19 protein-coding genes and 1 riboswitch are annotated in these 22783 nt (G+C 66.2%); of the genes, 12 read left to right on the top strand and 7 right to left on the bottom strand.

From position 1 onward, the window contains the following. Positions 1 to 8: 8 nt before the first annotated feature. Complete coding sequence (gene glsA, locus H582_RS0102730) at positions 9 to 950, bottom strand: glutaminase A (RefSeq protein ID WP_028597274.1); 942 nt, start codon at positions 948 to 950, stop codon at positions 9 to 11. Positions 951 to 1089: 139 nt separating this feature from the next. Between glsA and H582_RS29730 the strand changes: the two genes are divergently transcribed. Next, the gene (locus H582_RS29730) at positions 1090 to 2430 is read left to right on the top strand and encodes a PDZ domain-containing protein (RefSeq protein ID WP_164820165.1); all 1341 of its coding nucleotides are present in this window, start codon (positions 1090 to 1092) and stop codon (positions 2428 to 2430) included. Positions 2431 to 2527: 97 nt separating this feature from the next. On the opposite strand, the gene H582_RS0102720 is transcribed toward H582_RS29730, so the two are convergent. The 4 genes from H582_RS0102720 to H582_RS0102705 form a co-directional block, all read right to left on the bottom strand. Beyond that, complete coding sequence (locus H582_RS0102720) at positions 2528 to 3361, bottom strand: SDR family oxidoreductase (RefSeq protein ID WP_373864126.1); 834 nt, start codon at positions 3359 to 3361, stop codon at positions 2528 to 2530. A 92-nt stretch (positions 3362 to 3453) separates the two neighbouring features. Continuing rightward, entirely contained in the window at positions 3454 to 4419 is a 966-nt protein-coding gene (locus H582_RS0102715; protein WP_028597272.1) for an electron transfer flavoprotein subunit alpha/FixB family protein, read from the bottom strand. A 17-nt stretch (positions 4420 to 4436) separates the two neighbouring features. Then, complete coding sequence (locus H582_RS0102710; RefSeq protein ID WP_028597271.1) at positions 4437 to 5198, bottom strand: electron transfer flavoprotein subunit beta/FixA family protein; 762 nt, start codon at positions 5196 to 5198, stop codon at positions 4437 to 4439. A gap of 47 nt (positions 5199 to 5245) precedes the next feature. After that, positions 5246 to 5827, bottom strand: a complete 582-nt coding sequence (locus H582_RS0102705) for a TetR/AcrR family transcriptional regulator (RefSeq protein WP_028597270.1) — start codon at positions 5825 to 5827, stop codon at positions 5246 to 5248. Between the two features lie 186 nt (positions 5828 to 6013). On the opposite strand from H582_RS0102705, the gene H582_RS0102700 reads away from it, so the two are divergent. From H582_RS0102700 to H582_RS0102675, 6 genes are all read left to right on the top strand, one after another. Beyond that, positions 6014 to 8278 carry a heterodisulfide reductase-related iron-sulfur binding cluster gene (locus tag H582_RS0102700; RefSeq protein ID WP_028597269.1) on the top strand — a complete coding sequence of 755 codons (2265 nt, stop codon included), beginning with the start codon at positions 6014 to 6016 and terminating at the stop codon, positions 8276 to 8278. A gap of 163 nt (positions 8279 to 8441) precedes the next feature. Then, positions 8442 to 10841, top strand: coding sequence for a 3-hydroxyacyl-CoA dehydrogenase/enoyl-CoA hydratase family protein (locus tag H582_RS0102695; protein ID WP_028597268.1), 2400 nt, complete (start codon positions 8442 to 8444; stop codon positions 10839 to 10841). 40 nt (positions 10842 to 10881) lie between these two features. Then, the gene (locus H582_RS0102690; protein ID WP_028597267.1) at positions 10882 to 12066 is read left to right on the top strand and encodes an acetyl-CoA C-acyltransferase; all 1185 of its coding nucleotides are present in this window, start codon (positions 10882 to 10884) and stop codon (positions 12064 to 12066) included. Between the two features lie 54 nt (positions 12067 to 12120). Beyond that, positions 12121 to 13902, top strand: coding sequence for an acyl-CoA dehydrogenase family protein (locus H582_RS0102685; RefSeq protein ID WP_028597266.1), 1782 nt, complete (start codon positions 12121 to 12123; stop codon positions 13900 to 13902). A gap of 21 nt (positions 13903 to 13923) precedes the next feature. Further along, positions 13924 to 15612 (top strand): long-chain-fatty-acid--CoA ligase, encoded by a 1689-nt coding sequence (locus tag H582_RS0102680; RefSeq protein WP_028597265.1) that lies wholly within the window; start codon positions 13924 to 13926, stop codon positions 15610 to 15612. Beyond that, positions 15609 to 16046: a PaaI family thioesterase gene (locus H582_RS0102675; protein WP_043110835.1), complete on the top strand. Its 438-nt coding sequence runs from the start codon at positions 15609 to 15611 to the stop codon at positions 16044 to 16046. Before H582_RS0102680 ends, H582_RS0102675 begins: the two co-directional genes overlap by 4 nt. Before the next feature lie 1100 nt (positions 16047 to 17146). On the opposite strand, the gene H582_RS32325 is transcribed toward H582_RS0102675, so the two are convergent. Next, positions 17147 to 17305, bottom strand: coding sequence for a hypothetical protein (locus H582_RS32325; protein WP_164820151.1), 159 nt, complete (start codon positions 17303 to 17305; stop codon positions 17147 to 17149). 53 nt (positions 17306 to 17358) lie between these two features. Between H582_RS32325 and H582_RS32320 the strand changes: the two genes are divergently transcribed. The 4 genes from H582_RS32320 (at position 17359) to H582_RS0102650 (ending at position 20825) form a co-directional block, all read left to right on the top strand. Then, the gene (locus tag H582_RS32320) at positions 17359 to 18039 is read left to right on the top strand and encodes an NAD(P)H-binding protein (RefSeq protein WP_028597263.1); all 681 of its coding nucleotides are present in this window, start codon (positions 17359 to 17361) and stop codon (positions 18037 to 18039) included. Positions 18040 to 18238: 199 nt separating this feature from the next. Beyond that, positions 18239 to 20182: an ATP-dependent DNA helicase gene (locus H582_RS0102660; protein WP_028597262.1), complete on the top strand. Its 1944-nt coding sequence runs from the start codon at positions 18239 to 18241 to the stop codon at positions 20180 to 20182. Next, positions 20182 to 20496 carry a DUF6509 family protein gene (locus H582_RS0102655; protein WP_043110834.1) on the top strand — a complete coding sequence of 105 codons (315 nt, stop codon included), beginning with the start codon at positions 20182 to 20184 and terminating at the stop codon, positions 20494 to 20496. Before H582_RS0102660 ends, H582_RS0102655 begins: the two co-directional genes overlap by 1 nt. A gap of 20 nt (positions 20497 to 20516) precedes the next feature. Next, positions 20517 to 20825, top strand: coding sequence for an MGMT family protein (locus H582_RS0102650; protein ID WP_028597260.1), 309 nt, complete (start codon positions 20517 to 20519; stop codon positions 20823 to 20825). A gap of 114 nt (positions 20826 to 20939) precedes the next feature. On the opposite strand, the gene H582_RS0102645 is transcribed toward H582_RS0102650, so the two are convergent. Next, complete coding sequence (locus H582_RS0102645; protein WP_052332932.1) at positions 20940 to 21896, bottom strand: DMT family transporter; 957 nt, start codon at positions 21894 to 21896, stop codon at positions 20940 to 20942. Positions 21897 to 22049: 153 nt separating this feature from the next. Beyond that, positions 22050 to 22204: riboswitch (FMN riboswitch) on the bottom strand. A 132-nt stretch (positions 22205 to 22336) separates the two neighbouring features. On the opposite strand from H582_RS0102645, the gene H582_RS0102640 reads away from it, so the two are divergent. Next, positions 22337 to 22723: a hypothetical protein gene (locus H582_RS0102640; RefSeq protein ID WP_028597258.1), complete on the top strand. Its 387-nt coding sequence runs from the start codon at positions 22337 to 22339 to the stop codon at positions 22721 to 22723. The last annotated feature ends 60 nt before the right edge of the window (positions 22724 to 22783 follow it).

The raw sequence follows: 22783 nt of genomic DNA, 5'->3' as shown, positions 1-22783 counted from the left end.
GCGCGGCTTCAAAACAAGCTCCAGTCGAATTCCTTGGACAGCGTCTCGAGCAGATGCACGCCGGCGATGCTGTTGCCGTGCCGGTTCAGCGAAGGGCCGACGACGCCGATGCCCGCGCGGCCCGGCAGCAGGGCGAGGATGCCGCCGGATACGCCGGATTTGGCCGGCAGGCCGACGTCGATCGCGAACTCGCCCGAGCCGTTGTACATGCCGCAGGTGACCATGAACGTCTTGGCGATCTGCACGAAGCGGCGCGGAATGAGCCGCTCGCCGCTGACCGGATCGAGCCCGTCCAGCGACAGCACGAGCGCCATGCGGGCGAGCTGGCCGCAGTCGACGAGCAGCGAGCAATGCTTGAAGTACACCTCGAGCACATCCTCGACGGCGCTCTCGAGCACGCCGTTGTCCGTCAGGAAATACGCCATCGAGCGGTTGAGATGGCCGGAGCTGGATTCGGAGCGGTACGTCGCCTCGTCCAGCTCGAGCGGCCCGCCGCCGGCGAGCCGGCCGAGGAAAGCGGCGATCCGCTCCGACTTCTCCTCGTTTGACGAGCCGGCTATGAGCGAGCTGATGACGATCGCGCCGGCATTGATGAGCGGATTGAACGGGATGCCCGGCTGCACGAGCTCGAGCTTCAGCATGCTGTTGAAGCTGTCCCCGGTCGGCTCCATGCCGACCTTGCTGAAGACGCGCTCCTCGCCGTTGTCCATCAGCGCGAGCATGAGCGTGAACACCTTGGAGATGCTCTGCATCGTGAACCGCTGGCCGCAGTCACCTGCGGACAGCGACTTGCCGTCCGCGGCCAGGATGTGGAATCCGAGCGCCTCCGGATCGGCTTTGGACAGCTCGGGAATATAGGAGGCGACTTTGCCGAGCGGCGCGATGCCGCGGGCCTCTTCCATCCAGCGGGGAAGTCCGGCGTTGATGGCGTTCCAATTCAGTTCGTTCATGGCGGGCTCAACCTTTCTGTCGCAGCGCTTTGCTTCATTGTACCATGCGTCCCCCCGCAGTTTGAAATCGGCTCGGCGTCTCCTGTATGCTTAGGAAAGGAAAGAACAGGGAATGACGCGGAAACGGGGCGTGGTGGGCTTGAACAATCGTTGGTATGTCGCATCGTTCGCGGCGGCGCTGGCCGTCGCGGCATGCGGTCCGCTCGTCTGGCTGGCCGACCCGGTGCGCGCAGGCGGGCTGTACTGGATCGATCTGCTGGAGGCGCTGGCCCGCGCCTGCGCGCTGATCCCGCTCTGCTGGACGGTCGGAGCTTACCGGGCGTGGAGCCGGACCGGCCGCAGGCGGCTCGGCTGGCTGCGGCTGCCGATCGCGGCCGGCGGGCTGCTCGCCGCGTGCCTGCTGCTGGCGGCGCCGGAGCGGCTCGGCTTTCTCGCCTGGACCTGCGGCTTGACGGCCGCGCTCGTGCTGCTCGATGCGGCGCTCGAGGAGCGGAGCCGGCGCAGCGTTCCGTACGGCACGCTCGGCTTTGCCGCCGCCGTCCTGCTGCTCGGAGCGGCGCTGCTTTATCCGATGCCGTATTCGGCGATTACGCCGGGCTTCACCCTCAGCATGAGCCGTTACGCCCAGGTGGAGGGCGGGCATGCGGCAGGCTCGCTCGAAGGCGTGCTCGTCATCGAGCGGCCCGCGTTTCCGATCGACTGGCTCGCGGCCGCGCTGCTGCCGCAGATGAGGCTGGAGAAGCGCGATACGAGCATCCCGATCTCGGAAATCCAGCGCCAGGTCCATATCCAGCGGGCCGGCGCCAATGAGGTCGGCACCGCCGTCGCGCTCCAGAAGCTGGGCCTCGGCCAAGGCGTCCTGCCGCAGGGCGTGCAGGTGCTCGCCGTGCAGGAGGGCGGTCCGGCGGAGGGCTTGCTGCAGCCAGGAGACCTGCTGCTGTCGGTAGACGGCCGGCAGGCGCGCACGACCGGCGAGCTGGCGGAGCGGATGGCGGACGTCGCGCCGGGCGAGCCGGTCAAGATCGGCTATGAGCGCGGGAGCGCCAAAGCCGTCGCCGTCATCCGCTCCAAGGCGTTGGACGAAGACCCGCAGCGCGCCGTGCTCGGCATTCAGGTGCAGGACCGGACCAAGGCCGATCTGACGCGGCGGATGGATTACCGGAGCTATCTGCTCTATCAGGGCGGTCCATCGCACGGGGCGATGCTCGCGCTGTCCGTCATCGACCAGCTGACGCCGGGAGGCGTCGCCGGAGGCAACCGCGTCGCCGGCACCGGCACGATCGACGCGGCGGGCCGGATCGGCCGCATCGGAGGCATCGAGCAGAAAGCCTATGCGGTGCAGCGCGCCGGCGCGGACGTGTTTTTCGTGCCGGCCGGTCAGGAGGAGGACGCCCGCAAAGGGGCGGATCGCCTCAACATCGTGCCGGTCGCCACGCTCGACGACATGCTGGCTTGGCTGAAGGCGCATCCGAAGCGTTGATTTCATGAGCGTTCAAAACAGAAAAAACGGGAAGAAGCGGAGCGATGATCGCTCCGCTTCTTCCCGTTTTCGATTCGGTTGACGGCGAGGCCGCGCTTTATTTGCCGCCCTTGCGGCTCAGCTCCGCAAGCTGGTCCCACTGCGGCTCGGTGACGGCCAGCAGGCCGTTGAACTGTCCGGCTCCCTGCAGCCACTCGCCGCCGTCGATCGTCACGCACTCGCCGTTCAGATAGCCGGCATAGTCGGAGACGAGATAGGAGGCCAGATCGGCCAGCTCCTCCTTGCTGCCGACGCGCTTCAGCGGGATGCGGTCGAGCATGCCCTGGGCCAGCTCCGGCGTCGGCAGCAACCGCGACCAGGCGCCCTCGGTCGGAAAAGGGCCGGGCGCGATCGCCACATGGCGGATGCCGTAGCGCGCCCACTCGACGGCGAGCGAGCGCGTCATCGCCAGCACGCCGGCCTTGGCGGCGGCAGAGGGCACGACGTAGGCGGAGCCGGTCTCGGCATACGTCGTCACGATGTTCAGCACCGTCCCCGGCCGACCGGCGGCGATCCAGCGCTTGCCGAACTCCAGCGTCGCGTAGAATGTCCCGTGCAGCACGATGTTCAGCACGGCGTCGACGGCGCGATGCGAGAGCCGCTCGGTCGGGCTGATGAAGTTGCCGGCGGCGTTGTTGACGAGGACATCGATGCCGCCGAAGCGGGCGTCCAGCGCGTCCGCGAGCCGGGCGACCGCCTCGGGATCGCGGACGTCGCAGGCGTGGACGAAGACGTCGCAGCCGGCCTGCGCGAGCGCCGCCTCGGCCTCGCGCAGCTTTTCCTCGCGCCGCCCGGCCAGCGCGACGCGCGCGCCGAGCCGGCCGAAGCCTTCGGCCATCGCCCGTCCGAGGCCGGTCGCGCCGCCGGTGACGAGAATCGTCTTGCCCGCCAGCAGGTCGGCCCGGAACGGGCCGGGCGCCGCCGCAGCCGGGCTCGGCCTGGACGGAGCGGCGGCGTCCGCTCCGAGGCGCGGATCCGCCTCCATCAGGCGAGCACCTTGCGGAATTCCTCCGTCAGCAGCGGCACGACGTCGAACAGGTCGCCGACGATGCCGTAATCGGCGACCTTGAAGATCGGCGCCTCGGGGTCCTTGTTGATCGCGATGATGACGCGCGACTGGCTCATGCCGGCCAGATGCTGGATCGCGCCGCTGATGCCGCAGGCGATGTACACCTCGGGCGTGACGACCTTGCCGGTCTGGCCGATCTGCAGCGCGTAGTCGCAGTAGCCGGCGTCGCAGGCGCCGCGGGAGGCGCCGACGGCGGCGCCGAGCACGTCGGCGAGCTCCTCGAGCGGCTTGAAGCCGTCCGCGCTCTTCACGCCGCGTCCGCCGGAGATGACGATCTTCGCTTCGGCGAGATCGACCTTGCCGCCGGCCTTGCGCAAGACGTCGCGGACGATCGAGCGCAGGTCGGCCGGAGGCGCGTAGTCGCGGTCGACGACTTCGCCCGGCGCGGCGGCCGGCTCGGCCGGCGGAATGTTGTTCGGACGCACGGTGACGACGCCCGAGCCGGACAGAAAGCGCTTCTCCTCGAACGCCTTGCCGGCGTAGACGGGACGCTTGTAGAGCTCGCCCTCGCCGATCGAGATGACGTCGGAGATCTGCCCGGCGCCGAGCAGCGCGGCGAGCTGCGGCGCGAGATCGCGGCCTTCGGCGGTATGGCCGAGATAGATTCGCGCCGGCCGCAGCTCCTCGAGCAGCCCCTTGACCGCCTGCACATAGGCCGGAGCGTTGTAGCTGGCCAGCTCGGGATGGTCGACCGCATGCACCTTGCCGCCGACATAGCCGGCCAGCTCGGCGGCGAGCGCGGTGATGCCGCTGCCGACGATGACGGCCTGGACGTCGGCTCCTTCCCCGCGAGCGATGCGCGCGGCTTGAAGCGCTTCCAGCGAGACTTGGCGGAGCTTGCCTCCGCGGACTTCGGCGATGACGAGTACAGGTTGGCTCATCGTAATTCCTCCTCGGGTCAAATGGCTTTCGCTTCGGTGCGGAGCAGCTCGACCAGGCGCGCGGCCTGCTCGGCCGGCGATCCCGGAATCAGCTGGCCGGCGCCGCGCTCCGGCGGCAGGGAAAGGGAGACGCGCTCGGTAAGCGCTTCCGCGGCGCTCAGGCCGAGATCGTCGAGCGACAACGTCTGGAACGGCTTCTTTTTCGCCTTCATGATGTTCGGCAGGGAAGGGTAGCGCGGCTCGTTGAGTCCTTGCTGCGCGGTGAAGAGGGCGGGCAGCGTCACTTCAAGCGTCTCCGTGTCGCCCTCGGCGTCGCGCCTCGCGGTCGCCGTGGAGCCGTCGATCCGGAGCGAGGTGATGGAGGAGACATGGGGCAGGCCGAGCCGGCTCGCCAGCCGCACCGCGACCTGGCCGCCGCCGCTGTCGACCGAGAAGTTGCCGCCGAGCACGAGATCGACGGACTGGCCGGACAGATACTTCTCCAGCGCGGCCGCGGCCGCGCCTTCGTCAGCGCCGATGCGCCCGTCGGTCAGCAGCACGGCTTCGTCGGCGCCCATGGCGAGCGCCTGCCGCAGCGCCTCGGCCGCCCGGTCCGGACCGACGGAGACGACGGTCACCTTGCCGCCGTGCTGGTCGCGCTGCTGCAGCGCTTCCTCGACGGCGTACTCGTCGTACGGATTGATGACGAACTTGACGCCGTCGTCGGACACGCGGCCGTCCTCGATGACGATCTTCTCCTCGGTATCGAACGTTTGCTTCAGCAGGACATAAATATTCATGCGCTCAGCTCCTCCTTGGTAGGTCGCGAATGATTTCAAAGCGGCGGCTATTTGAGGCCGCGCAGGAAAAACTCGACGGTTTTGCCGACCTGGGCGGTCAGCGAGTATTTCATGCCGGAAATGAGCCAGGACGTGACGACCTCGTCCATCGCCCCGAACAGCAGCAGGCGGGTCAGCTTCAGGTCCAGGTCCGGACGGAATTCTCCCTCTCTCACCCCTTTATCCAGAATATGCTCGATCAGCTCGATATACGGCTTGACGGCCAGCCCGATCGCCTTGCGCAGCTCCAGCGAGCTTTGGCGCAGCTCGATCTGCGTGACGTAGGCGAGGTTCACGTTGCTCTCGAGCTCGGTATAGTGGATCTCGCATACGGCGCGCAGCGCCTCCTCGGCCGACGACGTTTCCCGCACGCGGGCGTTGAACCGCTCGACAAGGCTGCCGAGCTTCTCCTGGAACAAAGAAATGAGGATATCCTCTTTCTTTTTGAAATAAAGATAAATCGTACCGTCGGCGACGCCGGCTTCCTTGGCGATCTTCGACACCTGGGAGCCGTGGTAGCCGTTCTCCGCGATCACTTTGAGCGCGGCTTCCAGAATCAATTCATATTTTTCCTGCTTCCTACTTGTCATGGGCTGCACCTCGGTGGTAGTATTTACGTATGGTGAATGAATACACATTCATTTTCTTCATCTTAGGGGATAGGACACGGATTGTCAACGAAACGCTCCTGGTTCCGCTAAGATTTTTTCGTCTCCTATATGTAAGCGCTTCATATGGGGATGCCTGGAAGCCGCCAAGAAGAAAGGATGACCACCATGATCGGAGCATGGATTCAATTCGCGCTGTTCCTCGCCGTCACCGGCTACGGCGTCTACCTGTTCTACCGGGCCGTATACCATCGCTATCTTTATTTGAAGCTCGGACGTCCGGCCAAGCTGCCGGAGCAGGCGCCGGGGAGGATGAAGGAGTTCCTCGCGCAGGTATTCGGCCAGACGAAGCTGCTCAAGGACGTGAAGAGCGGCATCATGCACATCGTCATCTTCTACGGGTTCGTCATCCTGCAGCTCGGGGCGATCGACCTCATCGTCAAAGGACTGACCGGAGGCGGCCATCTGCCGATCCCCGGCTACGACCTGTTCAGCCTCGTGCAGGAAATCACCGTCGCGCTCATCCTGCTCGCGATGGGCTACGCGGCCTACCGCCGCTACGGGGAGAAGCTGGCCCGCCTGAAGCGGGGGCTCAAGCCGAGCATCGTCGTCTTCTTCATCTTCGGCCTCATGCTGTCGGTCGTCCTCTCGCTCGCCTTCGAGCGGATCTGGCTCGGCATGGACCCGTCGGGCTACGCCCCGATCTCCTCGCTGCTCGCGACGGCGATGGGAGGACTGTCCGAGACCGCGGCCCACGTCCTGTTCCTCGTCTCCTGGTGGGCGCATCTGGTCATCCTGCTGTCTTTCCTCGTCTACGTGCCGCAGTCGAAGCACTTCCACATCATCACGGCGCCGATCAACATCTACCTGCGCCGCCAGGAGCCGGCGGGGCGGCTCGCCAAGCTCGACCTCGAGGACGAGGAGGCGGAGTCGTTCGGCGTCGGCCGGATCGAGGAGTTCACGCAAAAGCAGATGCTCGACTTCTATGCTTGCGTCGAATGCGGCCGCTGCACGAACGTCTGCCCGGCGGCGAGCACCGGCAAGGCGCTCTCGCCGATGCATCTGATCGTCAAGCTGCGCGACCATCTGATCGACAAAGGCGCGGCCGTCACCGGACGCTCGCCGTGGGTGCCGGCATTCGCCTTCGGCGCGCCGGATCCGGGCAAAGCCCATCTGTTCGAGCCGCGCAGCCTCGACCACGGTCCGTCGCTGCTCGATCTGGCCGGCTCGGGCAAGCAGGAGGTGGCGGCGGCAGCGGAGGCGGCTGCATCCGCAGGCGTGCCATGGGCCGATCCCGGCCGCTCGATCACCGACATCCGCCCGACGCTCGCTTGGCAGAAGGCCGCCTGGACGGTGCAGGAGCGGAAGCCCGAGGAGGTGTCGCTGATCGGCGACGTCATGACCGAGGACGAGATCTGGGCCTGCACGACCTGCCGCAACTGCGAGGACCAGTGCCCGGTCGGCAACGAGCATGTCGACAAGATCATCGACCTGCGCCGCCATCTCGTGCTCATGGAGGGCAGCATGCCGCATGAAGGCCAGCGCGCGATGCAGAACATCGAGCGCCAGGGCAATCCGTGGGGCATCAGCCGCAGCGACCGCGTCAAATGGACCGGCGACGTCGAGGGCGTATCCGTCCCGACGGTCAAGGAGAACCCGGACTTCGAGCTGCTGTTCTTCGTCGGCTCGATGGGCTCGTACGACCTGCGCAGCCGCAAGATCTCGCGCGCCGTCGCAAGGCTGCTCCGCGAGTCGGGCGTCAGCTTCGCCATCCTCGGCAACGAGGAGCGCAATTCCGGCGACACGCCGCGCCGCCTCGGCAACGAGATGCTGTTCCAGCAGCTGTGCCAGGAGAACATCGAGACGTTCCGGCGCTACGGCGTCAAGCGGATCGTCACCGCCTGCCCGCATACGTTCAATACGCTCAAGAACGAATACCCGGACTTCGGCCTCGAAGGCGTCGAGGTGCTGCATCACACGCAGCTGTTCGCCGAGCTGCTGAAGGACGGCCGGCTGACCCCCGCCCACGAGGTGCGGGAGCGCATCACCTACCATGATTCCTGCTATCTCGGCCGCTACAACAACGTGTACGACGAGCCGCGCGAGGTGCTGCGCGCGATTCCCGGCGTCGAGCTCGTCGAGATGGCGCGCAGCCGCGAGAACGGCATGTGCTGCGGCGCGGGCGGCGGCCTGATGTGGATGGAGGAGACGAGCGGCAAGCGCGTCAACCTCGCCCGCACCGAGCAGGCGCTCGAGGTCAATCCGACGCTCATCAGCAGCGCCTGCCCGTACTGCCTGACGATGCTGGAGGACGGCACCAAGCTCAAGGAGGTCGACGAGCAGGTCAAGGCGCGCGACATCGCGGAGATTCTCGAGTTGGCCGTCTTCGGACCGGCCGCCTCCGCCGGCCGCCCGGAAGGAGCGGCCAGCTGACATGAGCGTGCCTTCCCGAGCGGTCCGGATGGCCCGGGCGCCTTAGGGCGCGGCTGCGTCCGCGCCCTGAGCCCCGGTCCGAGGCAGCGGCATTTCCGACCGATCCGCCGTCACTGATGCAGATCCAACCGTGTCCAACCATGTCCAAGGAGGCAACATTACGATGAGCATAACGATCCGCAAGGCAGCCGTCATCGGCTCCGGCATTATGGGCTCCGGCATCGCCGCCCATCTGGCCAACGTCGGCATCCCGACGCTGCTGCTCGACATCGTGCCGAAGCAGCTGAGCGCAGAGGAAGAGAAGAAGGGCTGGACGCTGGACCATCCCGCCGTGCGCAATCGCCTGGCCGCAGGCGCCGTCGCCAAGCTCGCCAAGACGAATCCGGCTCCGCTCTACGACCCCGCATTCGCGGAGCGCATCACCCCCGGCAACCTGGAGGACCATCTGGACGGCCTCGCGGACGTCGACTGGATCATCGAGGTCATCGTTGAGAACCTCGACGCCAAGCGCAGCCTGCTGGAGCGCGTCGAGTCGGTCTGGAAGCCCGGCACGATCGTCAGCTCCAACACGTCGGGCATCTCCATCAACGCGATGGCCGAAGGCCGCAGCGAGGCGTTCCGCCGCAGCTTCATGGGCACGCATTTCTTCAATCCGCCGCGCTACATGAAGCTTCTCGAGATCATCCCGGCGGCCGGCACCGATCCGCAGCTCGTGCAGCAGATGAAGCAGTTCAGCGAGACGGTGCTCGGCAAAGGCGTCGTCATCGCCAAGGATACGCCGAACTTCATCGCAAATAGGATCGGCACGTACGGGCTGCTCGTCACGCTTCAGGAGATGGAGCGGGGCGGCTATACGGTCGAAGAGGTGGACGCCGCGACCGGCCCGGCGCTCGGACGGCCGAAGAGCGCGACGTTCCGCACGCTCGACCTCGTCGGCCTCGACACGTTCCTCCACGTCGCGGACAACGTCCGGCTGAACGTGGACAGCGAGAGCGAGCGCCAGGCGTTCACGCCGCCGGCGTCGCTCACGGGACTCGTCGAGCGCGGCTGGCTCGGCGAGAAGAGCGGCCAAGGCTTCTATAAGAAGGTCAAGGGCGCGGGCGGCAAGAGCGAGATCCTCTCGCTCGACCTAAAGACGATGGAGCATGGCCCGCAGAAAAAACCGGCGTCCGGCTCGCTCGAGGCGGCGAAGCTCGCCAAAGGCGCGCGCGAGAAGACAAAAGCGCTGCTCGGCGCTGGCGACCGCTACTCCGAGCTTGCCTGGAACGTGCTCAAGCAGGTGCTCGTCTATGCCGCCGAAAAGGTCGGCGAGATCGCGGACTCGATCCAGGAGATCGACGAGGCGATGAAATGGGGCTTCAACTGGGAGCTCGGCCCGTTCGAGACGTGGGACGCGATCGGCTTGGCGCGCTCGGTCGAGCGCATGGAGAAGGAAGGCACGGCGGTGCCGGACTGGGTCAAGGAATGGATCGCCGCCGGCAACACGAGCTTCTACCGCAAGCAGGACGGCAAGCGCTTCTATGCGAGCCGCGGCGAGTTCCGCCAAGCGGAGCAGGCACCGGAGCTCATCGACCTGCGCGCCCTCAAGGAACAGGGCAAGGTGGTCCAGGGCAACAGCGGCGCCAGCCTGATCGACCTCGGCGACGGCGTCGCCTGCCTCGAGTTCCACTCTCCGAACAATGCGATCGGCGGGGATATCCTGACGATGATCCAGCAGAGCGTGCAGGAGGTGCGGCAGAACTGGACCGGGCTCGTCGTCGCCAACCAGGGCCGCAACTTCTGCGTCGGCGCGAACCTGATGCTGCTGCTGATGGAGGCGCAGGACGAGGAGTGGGATGAGGTCGACGACATCATCCATCTGTTCCAGCAGAGCATGCTGAAGCTCAAGCGCCTCGACAAGCCGGTCGTGGCGGCGCCGCATCGGATGACGCTCGGCGGCGGCGTCGAAGCGTGCATGCCGGCCGACCAGGTCGTCGCGGCGGCGGAGACGTACTACGGCCTCGTCGAGGTCGGCGTCGGGCTCATCCCGGCCGGCGGCGGCTGCAAGGAGTTCGCGCTGCGCGTCAGCCAGCAGGCCGGCCATCCGGAGGCGGATCTGCTGCCGCAGCTCGGACGCGTGTTCGAGACGGTCGGGCAGGCCAAGGTGTCGTCGAGCGGCCATGACGCCAAGCGTCTGGGCTACCTGCGCGGCGTCGACCGGATCGTGCCGAACCAGGACCATCTGATCTACGAGGCCAAGCAGGCCGTGCTCCAGCTGGCGGCGGACGGCTACCGGCTGCCGGCCGAGGAGCGGATCCGCATCGCCGGCTCCGAGGGCAAGGCGGCGCTGCAGCTGGCGGCGATCGGCATGCACGAGGGCGGCTACATCAGCGACCACGACCTGCTCATCGCCAAGAAGCTCGCCCATGTGCTGGCGGGCGGCGATCTGCCGGCCGGCACGCTCGTGACCGAGCAGTACATGCTCGACCTGGAGCGCGAGGCGTTCCTGAGCCTGACCGGCGAGCCGAAGACGCAGGCGCGCATGCAGCACATGCTGTCCAAGGGCCGTCCGCTGCGCAATTAGAGCAATCGAGGTTCCAAGCGAAGAGGAGCGTGAGCATACAATGAGAGAAGCGGTAATCGTATCGATGGCTAGAACGGCGGTCGGCCGGGGCAAGAAGGGCAGCCTGCGGCAGACGCGCGCCGACGACCTCGGGCGCATCGTGCTGGACGAGGTCGTCCGCCGCGCGCCGGGCTTGAAGAAGGAGGATGTCGAGGACATCATCATCGGCTGCGCGATGCCGGAGGGCGAGCAGGGGCTGAACTTCGCCCGCATCATGTCGCTGTACGCGGGCTTCCCGGTGACGGTGCCGGCGCTGACGGTCAACCGGTTCTGCTCGTCGGGGCTGCAGTCGATCGCCTTCGCTGCGGAGCGCATCATGACCGGCGGCGCGGATGTGCTGATCGCCGGCGGCGTCGAGAGCATGAGCCATGTGCCGATGACGGGCTTCAAAATCTCGCCGAACCCGCGCATCGTCGACGAGATGCCGGAGGTGTACATCGGCATGGGCCATACGGCCGAGCGCGTCGCCGAGCGGTTCGGCGTCTCCCGCGAGGACCAGGACCGGTTCGCCACCCGCTCGCATGCCAAGGCGGCGGCCGCGATCGCGGCCGGCAAGTTCGACGGCGAGATCGTGCCGGTCGAAGCGGAGCTCAAGGAGCTCGGCGACAACGGCAAGGTGAAGACGGAGCGCTTCACGTTCCGCACCGACGAGGGCGTGCGCGCCGATACGACGGCCGAGACGCTGGCGAAGCTGCGCCCGGCGTTCAAGCTCGGCGGCTCGGTGACGGCGGGCAACTCGTCGCAGGTGAGCGACGGCGCGGCGGCGGTCGTCATTATGAGCCGCGAGAAGGCCGACGAGCTCGGACTGAAGCCGCTGGCGACGTTCCGCTCGTTCGCCCTGGCGGGCGTCGAGCCGGAGATCATGGGCGTCGGCCCGGTCGAGGCGATCCCCAAGGCGCTGCGGCGCGCCGGCATCCGGCAGGAGCAGGTCGAGCTGTACGAGATCAACGAGGCGTTTGCCTCCCAATGCCTGCACATCATCCGCGAGCTCGGCCTCGACGAGGAAAAGGTCAACGTCAACGGCGGCGCGATCGCGCTCGGCCATCCGCTCGGCTGCACCGGCACGAAGCTCAGCGTCTCGCTGATCAGCGAGCTCCAGCGCCGAGGCGGCGGCTACGGCGTCGTCAGCATGTGCATCGGCGGCGGCATGGGAGCCGCCGGCGTGTTCGAGGTCCATCCAGCCTGAGCGCAGGAGGACGTCCGGTCCATTTGAACCTACCATCCAAAGGAGAGACGAACCATGACGACCAAAAGCAAAGTGCTCGGAGGCAGCTTCATCATCGACGATCTCGATTTCAACGCCATTGTCATCCCCGAGGAGCTGACCGAGGAGCAGCGCATGATCGCCGAGACGACCGAGGACTTCGTCGCCGGCGAGATCGAGCCGGTCGACGAGCAGATCGAGAAGCTGAGCTATGAGCTGACGGTCGAGAAGCTGCGCAAGGCCGGCGAGCTCGGCCTGCTCGGCGCCGACGTGCCGGAGGCTTACGGCGGCCTCGGACTCGACAAGGTGAGCAGCACGCTCATCAGCGAGAAGATGACGAAGGCGAGCGCGTTCGCCTTGTCGGCCGGCGCGCATGTCGGCATCGGCACGCTGCCGATCGTCTATTTCGGCAACGAGGCGCAGAAGCAGAAGTACCTGCCGAAGCTGGCGAGCGCCGAGCTGATCGCGGCGTACTGCCTGACCGAGCCGTCCTCCGGCTCCGACGCGCTCGGCGCGAAGGCGACGGCGGTGCTGAGCGAGGACGGCAGCCACTACGTGCTGAACGGCACGAAGCAGTTCATCACGAACGCCGGCTTCGCCGACGTGTTCATCGTCTACGCCAAGGTGAACGGCACCGACTTCAGCACGTTCATCGTCGAGCGTACGATGGAGGGCGTGAGCATCGGGCCGGAGGAGAAGAAGATGGGCATCAAGGGCTCGTCCACCTGCCCGCTTATCCTCGAGGACGTCAAGGTGCCGGTCGAAAACCTGCTGTGGGAAGTCGGCAAAGGCCATCTGATCGCCTTCAACATCCTCAACATCGGCCGCTACAAGCTCGCCGTCGGCTGCGTCGGCTCGGCCAAGGACGCGATCGAGTATTCCGCCAAGTACGCCAATGAGCGCACGCAGTTCGGCCGTCCGATCAGCAGCTTCCCGCTCGTCGGCAAGAAGCTGGCCGAGATGAACATCCGCACCTACGTCATGGAAAGCATGGTGTACCGCACCGCCGGCCTGTTCGACGTCGGCCTCGCCGACGTGGACTACGCGGCGGCGGATGTCGGCTACCAGTCCGCCAAGGCGATCGCCGAGTACCAGCTCGAGTGCTCGATCAACAAGGTGTTCGCCTCCGAGGGGCTCGACTTCGTCGCCGACGAAGGCGTGCAGATCCACGGCGGCTACGGCTTCACGCAGGAGTACCGCATCGAGCGCATCTACCGCGACTCGCGCATCAACCGCATTTTCGAAGGCACGAACGAGATCAACCGCCTGCTCATCCCCGGTACGCTCATCAAGCGCGCGATGAAGGGCGAGCTGCCTCTGCTGCAAAAGGCGATGAAGCTGCAGAACGAGCTGATGGAGCTGCGCGCCTCAAGCCTGCAGTTCGAGCAGCCGCTGGAGCTGGAGGCGCATCTGCTCGCCAGCGCCAAGAAGATCTTCCTCATGGCCGGCGCGTCGGCCGTGCAGAAGTACCAGACGAAGCTCGAGCAGGAGCAGGAGGTGCTGAGCAACCTCGCGGACATCATGATCGGCGTGTTCGCGATGGAAAGCGCGCTGCTGCGGACGCAGAAGCGGATCTCGCTGCAGGGCGGGGCGAAGGCGCAGCTCGGCGTCGACATGACGAGCGTGTTCGTGCAGGAGGAGTTCAGCCGCATCGCCGAGCTGGCCAAGGAGACGCTGGCGGCGATGGAGACGGGCGACATGCTCAAGACGCAGCTGTCCGTGCTGAAGAAGCTGACGAAAAACGGCGCCCTCGATACGGTGAAGCTGAAGCGCCGCATCGCTTCCCGCGTCATCGAGGCCGAACGGTACGTGCCATAAGCACAGATGGGGGTGGACGGCATGGCGAACAGACCCTGGCTCAGTCACTACCCGCATGAAGTCCCGCCGACGTACGATTATCCCGACCAGAACCTGGCCGAGTTCCTCGTGCGCACGGCGGAGAGAAGTCCGAACCAGACGGCGCTCGAATTCATGGGCGCCCGCATGTCCTACGGCACGCTGCTCGACTCGTCTTACCGCTACGCCAACGCCATGATCAGTCTCGGCCTCAGAAAAGGAGACCGGGTCGCGGTCATGCTGCCCAACTGCCCGCAGGCGGTCATCGCCTATTACGGCACGCTGCTGGCCGGCGGCATCGTCGTCATGACGAACCCGCTCTACATGCCGCGCGAGCTGGAGCATCAGCTGCTCGACGCGGGAGCCCGCTTCATCGTCGCGCTCGACCTGCTCGTCGGGCGGGTGCGGCAGGCGACTCGCGAGCAGCCGCTGGAGCGGATCATCGTCGCTTCCGTCGCCGATTACTTGCCCTTTCCGAAAAACCTGCTCTACCCGCTCAAGGCGAAAAAGGACGGCACGCCGCTGCCGAAGCTCGACTACGGCGACCGCCAGCTGCTGAATTTCGTCAAGCTGCTGCGCGAGTCGCTCTCCGATCCATGCCGCGTCCCGGTGGAGTCGCGGCATGATCTGGCGCTCATCCAGTACACCGGCGGCACGACGGGCTTCGCCAAAGGCGTCATGCTGACGCATCGCAACCTGATCGCCAACACGATCCAGAGCGAGCTGTGGAATTATCGCAACGAAGGGAGCAAGGAGCGGTATTTCGCCGCTCTGCCCTTTTTCCACGTCTTCGGCATGACGGTGCTGCTCAACCAGGGCATCCGGCTCGGCGCGACGCTGTATCTGATGCCGCGCTTCGAGATCAATGCCGTGCTCAAGGCGATCCACAAGCACAAGCCGACGGTATTCCCCGGCGCGCCGACGATGTATATCGCGATCATCAACCATCCCGACGTCGCCAAGTACGACCTCAGCTCGATCAACGTCTGCATCAGCGGCGCCGCCGCGCTGCCGCTCGAGGTGCAGGAGCGCTTCGAGCGGCTGACGGGCGGCAAGCTGATCGAGGGCTACGGCCTCACGGAGGCGTCGCCGGTGACGCATGCGAACAACATCTGGGAGCTGCGCAAGAGCGGCTCGATCGGCATCCCGCTCCCCGACACGGAGGCGCGCATCGTGCATCCGGAGACGGGCGAGGACGTGCGGCCGGGCGAGATCGGCGAGCTGATCGTGCGCGGGCCGCAGGTGATGTCCGGCTACTGGAAGCGGCCGGAGGAGACGGCGCAGACGCTCAAGGACGGCTGGCTGTACACCGGCGACCTCGGGCGCATGGACGACGACGGCTTTTTCTACATCCTCGATCGGCGCAAGGACCTCATCATCGCGGGCGGATACAACATCTATCCGCGCGAGGTGGAGGAGGTGCTGTTCGAGCATCCGGACGTCGAGGAGGCGATCGTCGCCGGCGTCAACGATCCGTACCGGGGCGAGACGGTGAAGGCGTTCGTCGTGCTGCGCAGCGGCGCCGAGCCGGATGCGGCGGAGCTCAAGGCTTGGTGCAAGGAGCGGCTCGCCGCCTACAAGGTGCCCAAGGCGTACGAGTTCCGCGACAGCCTGCCCAAGACGCTCGTCGGCAAGGTGCTGCGCCGCAAGCTGCTGGACGAGGAGCTGCAGAAGCAGGAGGAGACGAAATGAACCTGAACTTGGAAGCGGATTCATCCGAAGAAGGCAAAAAGCTGCTGGAGCAGTGGTCCGCCGCCGCCGAACAGTCGTTCTGGGGCTTCCTCGGAGCGGAGATGAAGGTCATCCGCGAAGGCTACGCGGAGGTGTACCTCGACATCAAGCCGCATCATATGAACCTGATCGGCATCCTGCACGGCGGCGTGTACGCGACGCTGATCGACTCCGCGATGGGGCTCGTGGCGATGGCCGCCCATCCGGACCGGGCCGTCGTGACGACGAACCTGAACCTGAACTACGTCTCTCCGATCAAGGAGGGACGGCTCATCGTCAGCGCCGAGATCGTGCATCAGTCGCGCAAGATGGTGAGCACGCAATCCTACGCCCGCACCGAGTCGGGCGAGCTGTGCGCCTTCGGCACGGGCACTTTCCGCGTGCTCGGCTCGTAGGGGAGCAAGGGCGCAGCATCTGCATGCGGACGTCGCGGGTTCCCGCTATGTTCCGGATGCGCAGCTCTTGCGCGCTTCAAGCCGTTTCCCGGCAGGCTTTCGGGCTGCTTGGGAGACGGCTTTATTTTGTCTCCGGAACGATCCGGAAAAGCGAGCTGTGTCCGACAAGGAATTCGCTGCGCGAGCCGAGTCTTTCTCGGCGGTAAGCCGGATAAGCAGGCCATGTGCGACAAGGAACACGCTGCGCGAGCCGATCCTTTCTCGGCAGGAAGCTGGCAAGTCCGATGGGACAAGAAGGCCGCTGCGCAAGCCGAGCCTTTCTCCGATTCCACTGGAAGCCGGATGGCTTGATCCCCTGACCTCCTATTCGGAGGCCATCCGTCTTCCAAGAGGACCGCTGCCGCTTCTCCGAAAGGCATCGGCTCGCTCCGCGAGCAGCTCGGGTAGACAGGAGGCGAAACGGAGGGAGTTGCGCGGAAAAACCGAGTAACTCGGATAGGCAGGAGGCGAAACGGAGGGAGTTACGCGGAAAAACCGAGTAACTCCGGTATGTAGGAGTCGGAACGGAGGGAGTTACGCGGAAAAACCGAGTAACTCGGATAGGCAGGAGTCGGAACGGAGGGAGTTGCGCGGAAAAACCGAGTAACTCCGGTATGTAGGTGGCGGAACGGAGGGAGTTACGCGGAAAAACCGAGCAGCTCGGGTAGACAGGAGTCGGAACGGAGGGAGTTGCGCGTAAAAACCGAGCAGCTCGGATCTAAAAGGAAAGTAGGAGCTTGGTGTGGAGCTGCGTACCGTATGCGGGGCATGAGTAGAGCTTGGGGACCGGAGCGAAGCGGGGCGGGGAACTCGTGGAGAAGCGGCAGCGGTTCCCTTGGAGGCCGGATTCCACCCCTGCTGGGGAATGGGATCAAAGGAATCTGGGCTCCAGGGAGATCGGAACGAGTCCCCGCTCCGCGAAGCGGATACCGGTCACGATGCCCGCTCCGCGAAGCGGATACCGGTCACGATGCCCGCTCCGCGAAGCGGATACCGGTCACATTGCCCGCTCCGCGAAGCGGATACCGGTCACATTGCCCGCTCCGCGAAGCGGATGCCGGTCACGACGCTCGCTCCGCGAAGCGCGTGCCGGTCACGACGCCGGCTCCGCGAAGCGGATACCGGTCACGATGCTCCGCGAAGCGGATGCCGGTCACGACGCTCGCTCCGCGAAGCGATTTCCGGTTTCCGCTCCGCCGTCCGATCGGCCGTTTTGCCATGTTCTCTCCGGCATGGAATAATGAGGACAGATCGAAGAAGGAGGGGGATGCGGATGGCACGAACGGCCGTCATTGCCGGCGCGACCGGACTCGTAGGAGGAGAGCTGCTGCGGCTGCTGCTGGAGAGCGAAGCCTACACCGAAGTGATCGCGGCCGGCCGCCGAAGCACGGGGACAACGCATGCGAAGCTGCAGGGGGTCGTTTGGGAGCAGGATCGGCCGGAGGCGGCGCTGGAGGGCCGCCTGAAGGGAGCGGATCTGTTCATCGCAACCGGCACGACGATCCGCAAGGCCGGCAGCCAGGCGGCATTCCGGGAGGTCGACTACGAGCTGCCGCTGCGGCTCGCCCGCTCGGCTGCCGCCGAAGGCGCCGCCTCGCTCGTCATCGTCTCGTCGATCGGCGCCTCCGCGTCGTCCCGCGCCTTTTACTTGCGGGTCAAAGGCGAGCTCGAGCAGGAGCTCGGCAAGCTCGGCCTGCGCAAGCTCGTGCTGCTGCGGCCGTCCCAAATCTTGGGCGCCCGCGCCGAGAAGCGCACGCTCGAAGCGGCGGCTGGAGCGGTCGGCAAGGCGTTCGGTCCGCTGATGAAAGGGCCGCTCGCCCGCTATCGGCCGGTCGAGGCCCGCGTCATCGCGGCCGCGATGCTGGCCGCCGCCCAGCATGCGCCGGAGGGCAAGACGGTGCTGGAGTCGGAGGCGCTCCCGGCCGAAGCGCGCAAGCTGCAGCAGCGGAGCTAGGTAGCGCACTCGAGAAAATGTGCTGCCGACGGGCAGCGGATCGGCGGCGGGTGGAGGCAAGCCCCTTTACACAGACTACCCGGCGGATTATGATGAAGGTTCGACATGGGCAGCGGAGCGCTGCGAGGCAGGGCAACCGAAACCGCCCGCAGCCGTCCGCTCTCCTGATCTTCAACCTGCAAGGGGAGGCTATGCCCGCTTGACCCAGACCCGCTATCCGTTCGTCTACGATCCTTCGCTGCCGTTCATCGGCCAGGCGAGCGACTGGATCGCCGACGTTTTCTACGACATTCTTCCCGAGGCCGGCTTCGAGGTGCGGGACGAGCAGATCTTCATGGCGTTCCAGCTCGAGCGCGCCTACCAGGAGCGCAAGACGCTGTTCGCGGAGGCCGGCGTCGGCACCGGCAAGACGCTCGTCTACCTGCTGTACGCCGCCGCCTACGCCCGCTATACGCAAAAGCCCGCCGTCATCGCCTGCGCCGACGAGTCGCTGATCGAGCAGCTGACGAAGCCGGAGGGCGACCTGGCCAAGATCGCCCGCCATCTCGGACTTGCCGTCGACGCCCGCGTGGCGAAGTCGCAAGGCCAATACCTGTGCCTGAACAAGCTTGACGCGGCCCGCGGCGGCGAAGGGGGCGAGCGGTTCGACGAGCTCCACCGCTCGCTGCCGGAGTTCGTGCATCGTCCCGCGACGATGCAGGCGTTCCACCCGTACGGCAGCCGCAAGGACTACCCCGAGCTCGACGACGCCGACTGGTCGCGCATCGGCTGGGACGTGTTCCAGGACTGCCTCATCTGCCTGCAGCGCCATCGCTGCGGCATGACGCTCTCGCGCGACCACTACCGCAAGGCGCCGGACGTGCTCATCTGCTCGCATGACTTCTATATGGAGCATGTGTGGACGGCAGAGGCGCGCAAGCGCGAAGGGCAGCTGCCGCTGCTTCCGGAGCATAGCTCGGTCGTCTTCGACGAGGGCCATCTGCTCGAGGCGGCCGCGCAGAACGCGCTCACCTACAAGCTGCAGCATGCGATGTTCGAGTCGATCGTCAGCCGGCTGCTGCAGAACGACATCCGCGAGTCGCTCGCCTACGGCATCGAGGACGCGATCGCGCGCAGCGAGTCGCTGTTCCGCCTGCTGCGGCGCGAGGCCAGGCCGGTGGCCGGCTCGGACCGGCTCGAGTTCCGCTGGACGCCGGAGCTGACGCGCGAGGTCCGCGCCTTCCGCTCGCAGCTGGAGGAGATCGAGGAGCAACTCGTGTTCGAAAGCGGACTGTTCACCCTTGACGCTTATCATCTGACGATCGTCGAGGAGCATCTGGACATGATCGGCACCGCGCTCGCGCTGTTCGACCGTCCGGACGGGCTGATCGCCTGGCTCGCCGACGAGGCGGACGGACTGTCGCTCGTGCTCATGCCGCGGCTCGTCAAGGAGGTGCTGGCGGAGCGCGTGTTCGCGCGTCCGATGCCGATCATCTTCTCGTCGGCGACGCTCTCGGCGGGCGGCTCGTTCCATTATGTGGCCGATTCGCTCGGCATCCGGGACTACCTGCAGTTCAGCACGCCGAGTCCGTATGACTACGCCGAGCAGATGCAGGTGCGGACGGTCCGCACGGACGGACCGGAGGCCAAGCGCGCTGCTGCTCTGAAGGCGCTTCGGCGCAGCGGCGGCCGCGCGCTGCTGCTGTTCCCGGACCGTCGGCAGCTGGCGGAGTTCCGCGACTGGGCGGCGTCGAGCGGGGAGCTGGACGGCTACCGGATGCTGTACGAGGGCGACGCGGAGATCAGCCATCTGATCGGCCGGTTCCAAAACGACGAGGAAAGCGTGCTTGCCGCCGCGACGCTTTGGGAAGGATTGGACATACCGGGTCCTTCGCTGTCGCTCGTCGTCGTCTGGGAGCTGCCGTGGCCGCCCGCCGATCCGGTCTACAACGCCCGGCGGTCGGAAGCGCAGGATGCTTTCGCCGAGGTGGAGAAGCCGTTCATGCAGCTGCGGCTGCGTCAAGGATTCGGGCGGCTCATCCGGACGCGCGAGGATCGCGGCGAGATCGTCGTGCTGTCGGACCGGCTGGACGAGCCGGCGGTGCGGCAGGCGGTGCTGGAGCTCGTGCCGGAGGGCACGCTTCAAGATGAGGAGGGAAGCTGATGGAGCTGGAGCTATTGGAAATTAGCGAATATACGGTCGAGAAGCTGAAGGATCCGTTCGGCATTCTGAGCGGCGACCGCTACGAGTTCACGCTGCTGATCGAGGTCGACGAGGAGGACGAGCTGTACCGCCCGGCGGGCCTGTACGTGCGCGTCGTCTACGCGCTCGCGTCTGGCGGGGAAGGCCGCGTCGTCTCGCATGAGATCCGCGAGCGCGGCACCGACCAGCTGCTGGACTTCGGGCTGGAGGAGGACGAGCTGGCGGAAGCGGCGGCGTTCTGCGCCGCCCATGCGGGCGAAGCCGACAACGTCTGAGCAAAGGGGAGGCGGATGACATGCAGCCATTCACGGCAAGCGTCGTCCAAGTCGTGAAAGCCATTCCCGAAGGACGGCTCATGACGTACGGCGCGGTGGCGGCGGCAGCCGGCCAGCCGCGCGCGGCGCGCCAAGTCGTGCGCGTGCTGCACAGCATGGGCGAGTCCCAAGGCTTGCCTTGGCATCGGGTCATGAACGCGGCGCGGCGCATCAGCCTGCCCGGCGACGGAGGCGAGCTGCAGCTGGCGCTGCTGGCGGCGGAGGGCACGGAGCCCGGACTGGACGGCTGCTTCGACGAAGCGCGGTTCATGCGTGCGGACGAAGCCTGAGCATCGACAGGATAGGACGTAAAAAGGGCGGCAGCCCGGATCCGCCTCAGAGGGGAGGATTCGGGCTGCCGCCCTTTTTGATCTGGCAGCGTTGCCGGGGGCTGAAGGCTGAAGTCAGCCCGCAGGAGCGGCGGGCTGAGCGGAGCGCGAGGCGCTGCGGCTCAGCAGCACGAGCACGGTCCAGATGACCACGAAGCCGGCGACTTGGCCGGCGGTGAGCGCCTGGTCGAAGACGAGCCAGTTGATGAGCACGCCGACGGCAGGGAACGCCAGCTCCGCGAGCGTGGCGAGCGAGGCTTTGGTGCCGGACAGCCCTTTGTAATAGAGCAGCATGCTCAGCAAGCCCGGGATGAACGCCTGGAACAGCAGGTTCACGAGCAGCAGCGCCGCCGCACCCCCTGCGCCGAGCGTCTGCCAGCCGTCGCCGGCGACGAGGACGAGCAGGCCGAGCAGCGGGATGGCGAGCAGGAAGCGCAGCGCCGTCACGAAGTGGAAGCCCATGCCCTTGGTGAGCAGGTACTTGCCCATGACGGTGGATCCGCCCCACAGCGCCGCCGCCCCGATGGAGAGCAGGCAGCCGAGGGTAGCGAGGTCATGCAGGCCGAGCGCCGGGGAGCCGAAGCCGAACGTCAGCAGGTAGGTGCCGGCCAGCGCCAGCAGCAGGAACCAGCCGAAGCGGCGCGGCAGCGCTTCGCGCAGCACGATCCGCGCGAGCAGGATCGCGAACAGCGGCTGCAGCTTCTGCAGCAGCAGGACGGCGTTGAAGTTGCCGTAGCTGAACGCCGCGGTGAACATGACGGTGGCGATCGCCGAGCCTCCCCAGGAGATGAACAGCATCGCGCCGACGATGCCGAGCGTGAGCTTGCCGGCGAGCTGATGACGGTAATGGATCAGGACCGGAACGGAATAGACGGCCAGCAGCAGATGCTCGAGAAAGACGATCTGCGCGGACGTGAAATGCTGGAGCAGCAGGATGCGGAACAGCGGATCGACTCCCCAGAGCGTCGCTCCGAGCGCGACATACCAGATGCCGCGCCCGCAGGAGAGCAGTCCGCCGCGGTCCGCCTGCAGCGGACTCGATGCGGCAGCGGTCGTACCCAATTCAAAAACCCCCATGAAACGGAATTTGAATTGAACCTCGTTAGAAGCAGCATGCCCCCGCCTGAAGGATCAGGACGGGGGCATGAAGAACCCGCCTGCCGCCAAAAATGGCGCCAAGCAGGGTTTCACCTTCTCTCATCCGGACTATACCGTCGGCCTTGGACTCGCACCAAGTCAGTCCCGCCGCCGCATGAAGCGGCAGCGGGAGTCGCGGGCTTCGGCGCCAAGCTGGCGCCGTCACCGCCGGTAGGGAATTTCACCCTGCCCCGAAGGTTCAGATTCAGTTAGACCGAATTGTAGCACAATCCGGCAGCGCTCGACAAGAAAAGTTCATGGTTCGCCGAAGCCAAAGAGCGGACGAGCGGGTATAATGGGAAAGGATAGGGAACATGCCAAGGAGGCTAATGACGTTGAAGAAATTCGGACTGATCCTATTGGCTGCGCTGCTGCTCGTCGCGGCGGGCTGCTCCTCGCGCAGCGGCGGCGTGGATGAATCCGCCGTGGAGACGCATATCGCGAGCGAGCCGGCGGCTGTCGCCGGCTCGCCGCTCCAGCTGACGGCGGAGATCGAGGGCATCGAGTCCCTCCTGCAGGAGGACGATCTCAAGATCGACTTCGACATCCGCGAGGAGACGGAGCAGGAGCTCCCGGTGCTGCTCACCTCGACGAAGAAGTCGGACAAGGAATATGAGGTGGAGCATACGTTTCCGGAGCCGGGCAAGTATGTGATCTACATCCACATCTATGCCGGAGACGACATCCACATCATCAAGCGCAACGAGTTCCAGGTCGGCTGACCGGCCGCTCGGAGCGCCGCCTGCGCGCTGCAGGCATGAAAAGCGATACGGGACGAAGCG

Origin of the sequence: Paenibacillus pasadenensis DSM 19293, assembly GCF_000422485.1 — a bacterium.
GTDB lineage: Bacteria > Bacillota > Bacilli > Paenibacillales > Paenibacillaceae > Paenibacillus_O > Paenibacillus_O pasadenensis.
This window is presented reverse-complemented; position numbering and strand designations above follow the sequence as displayed.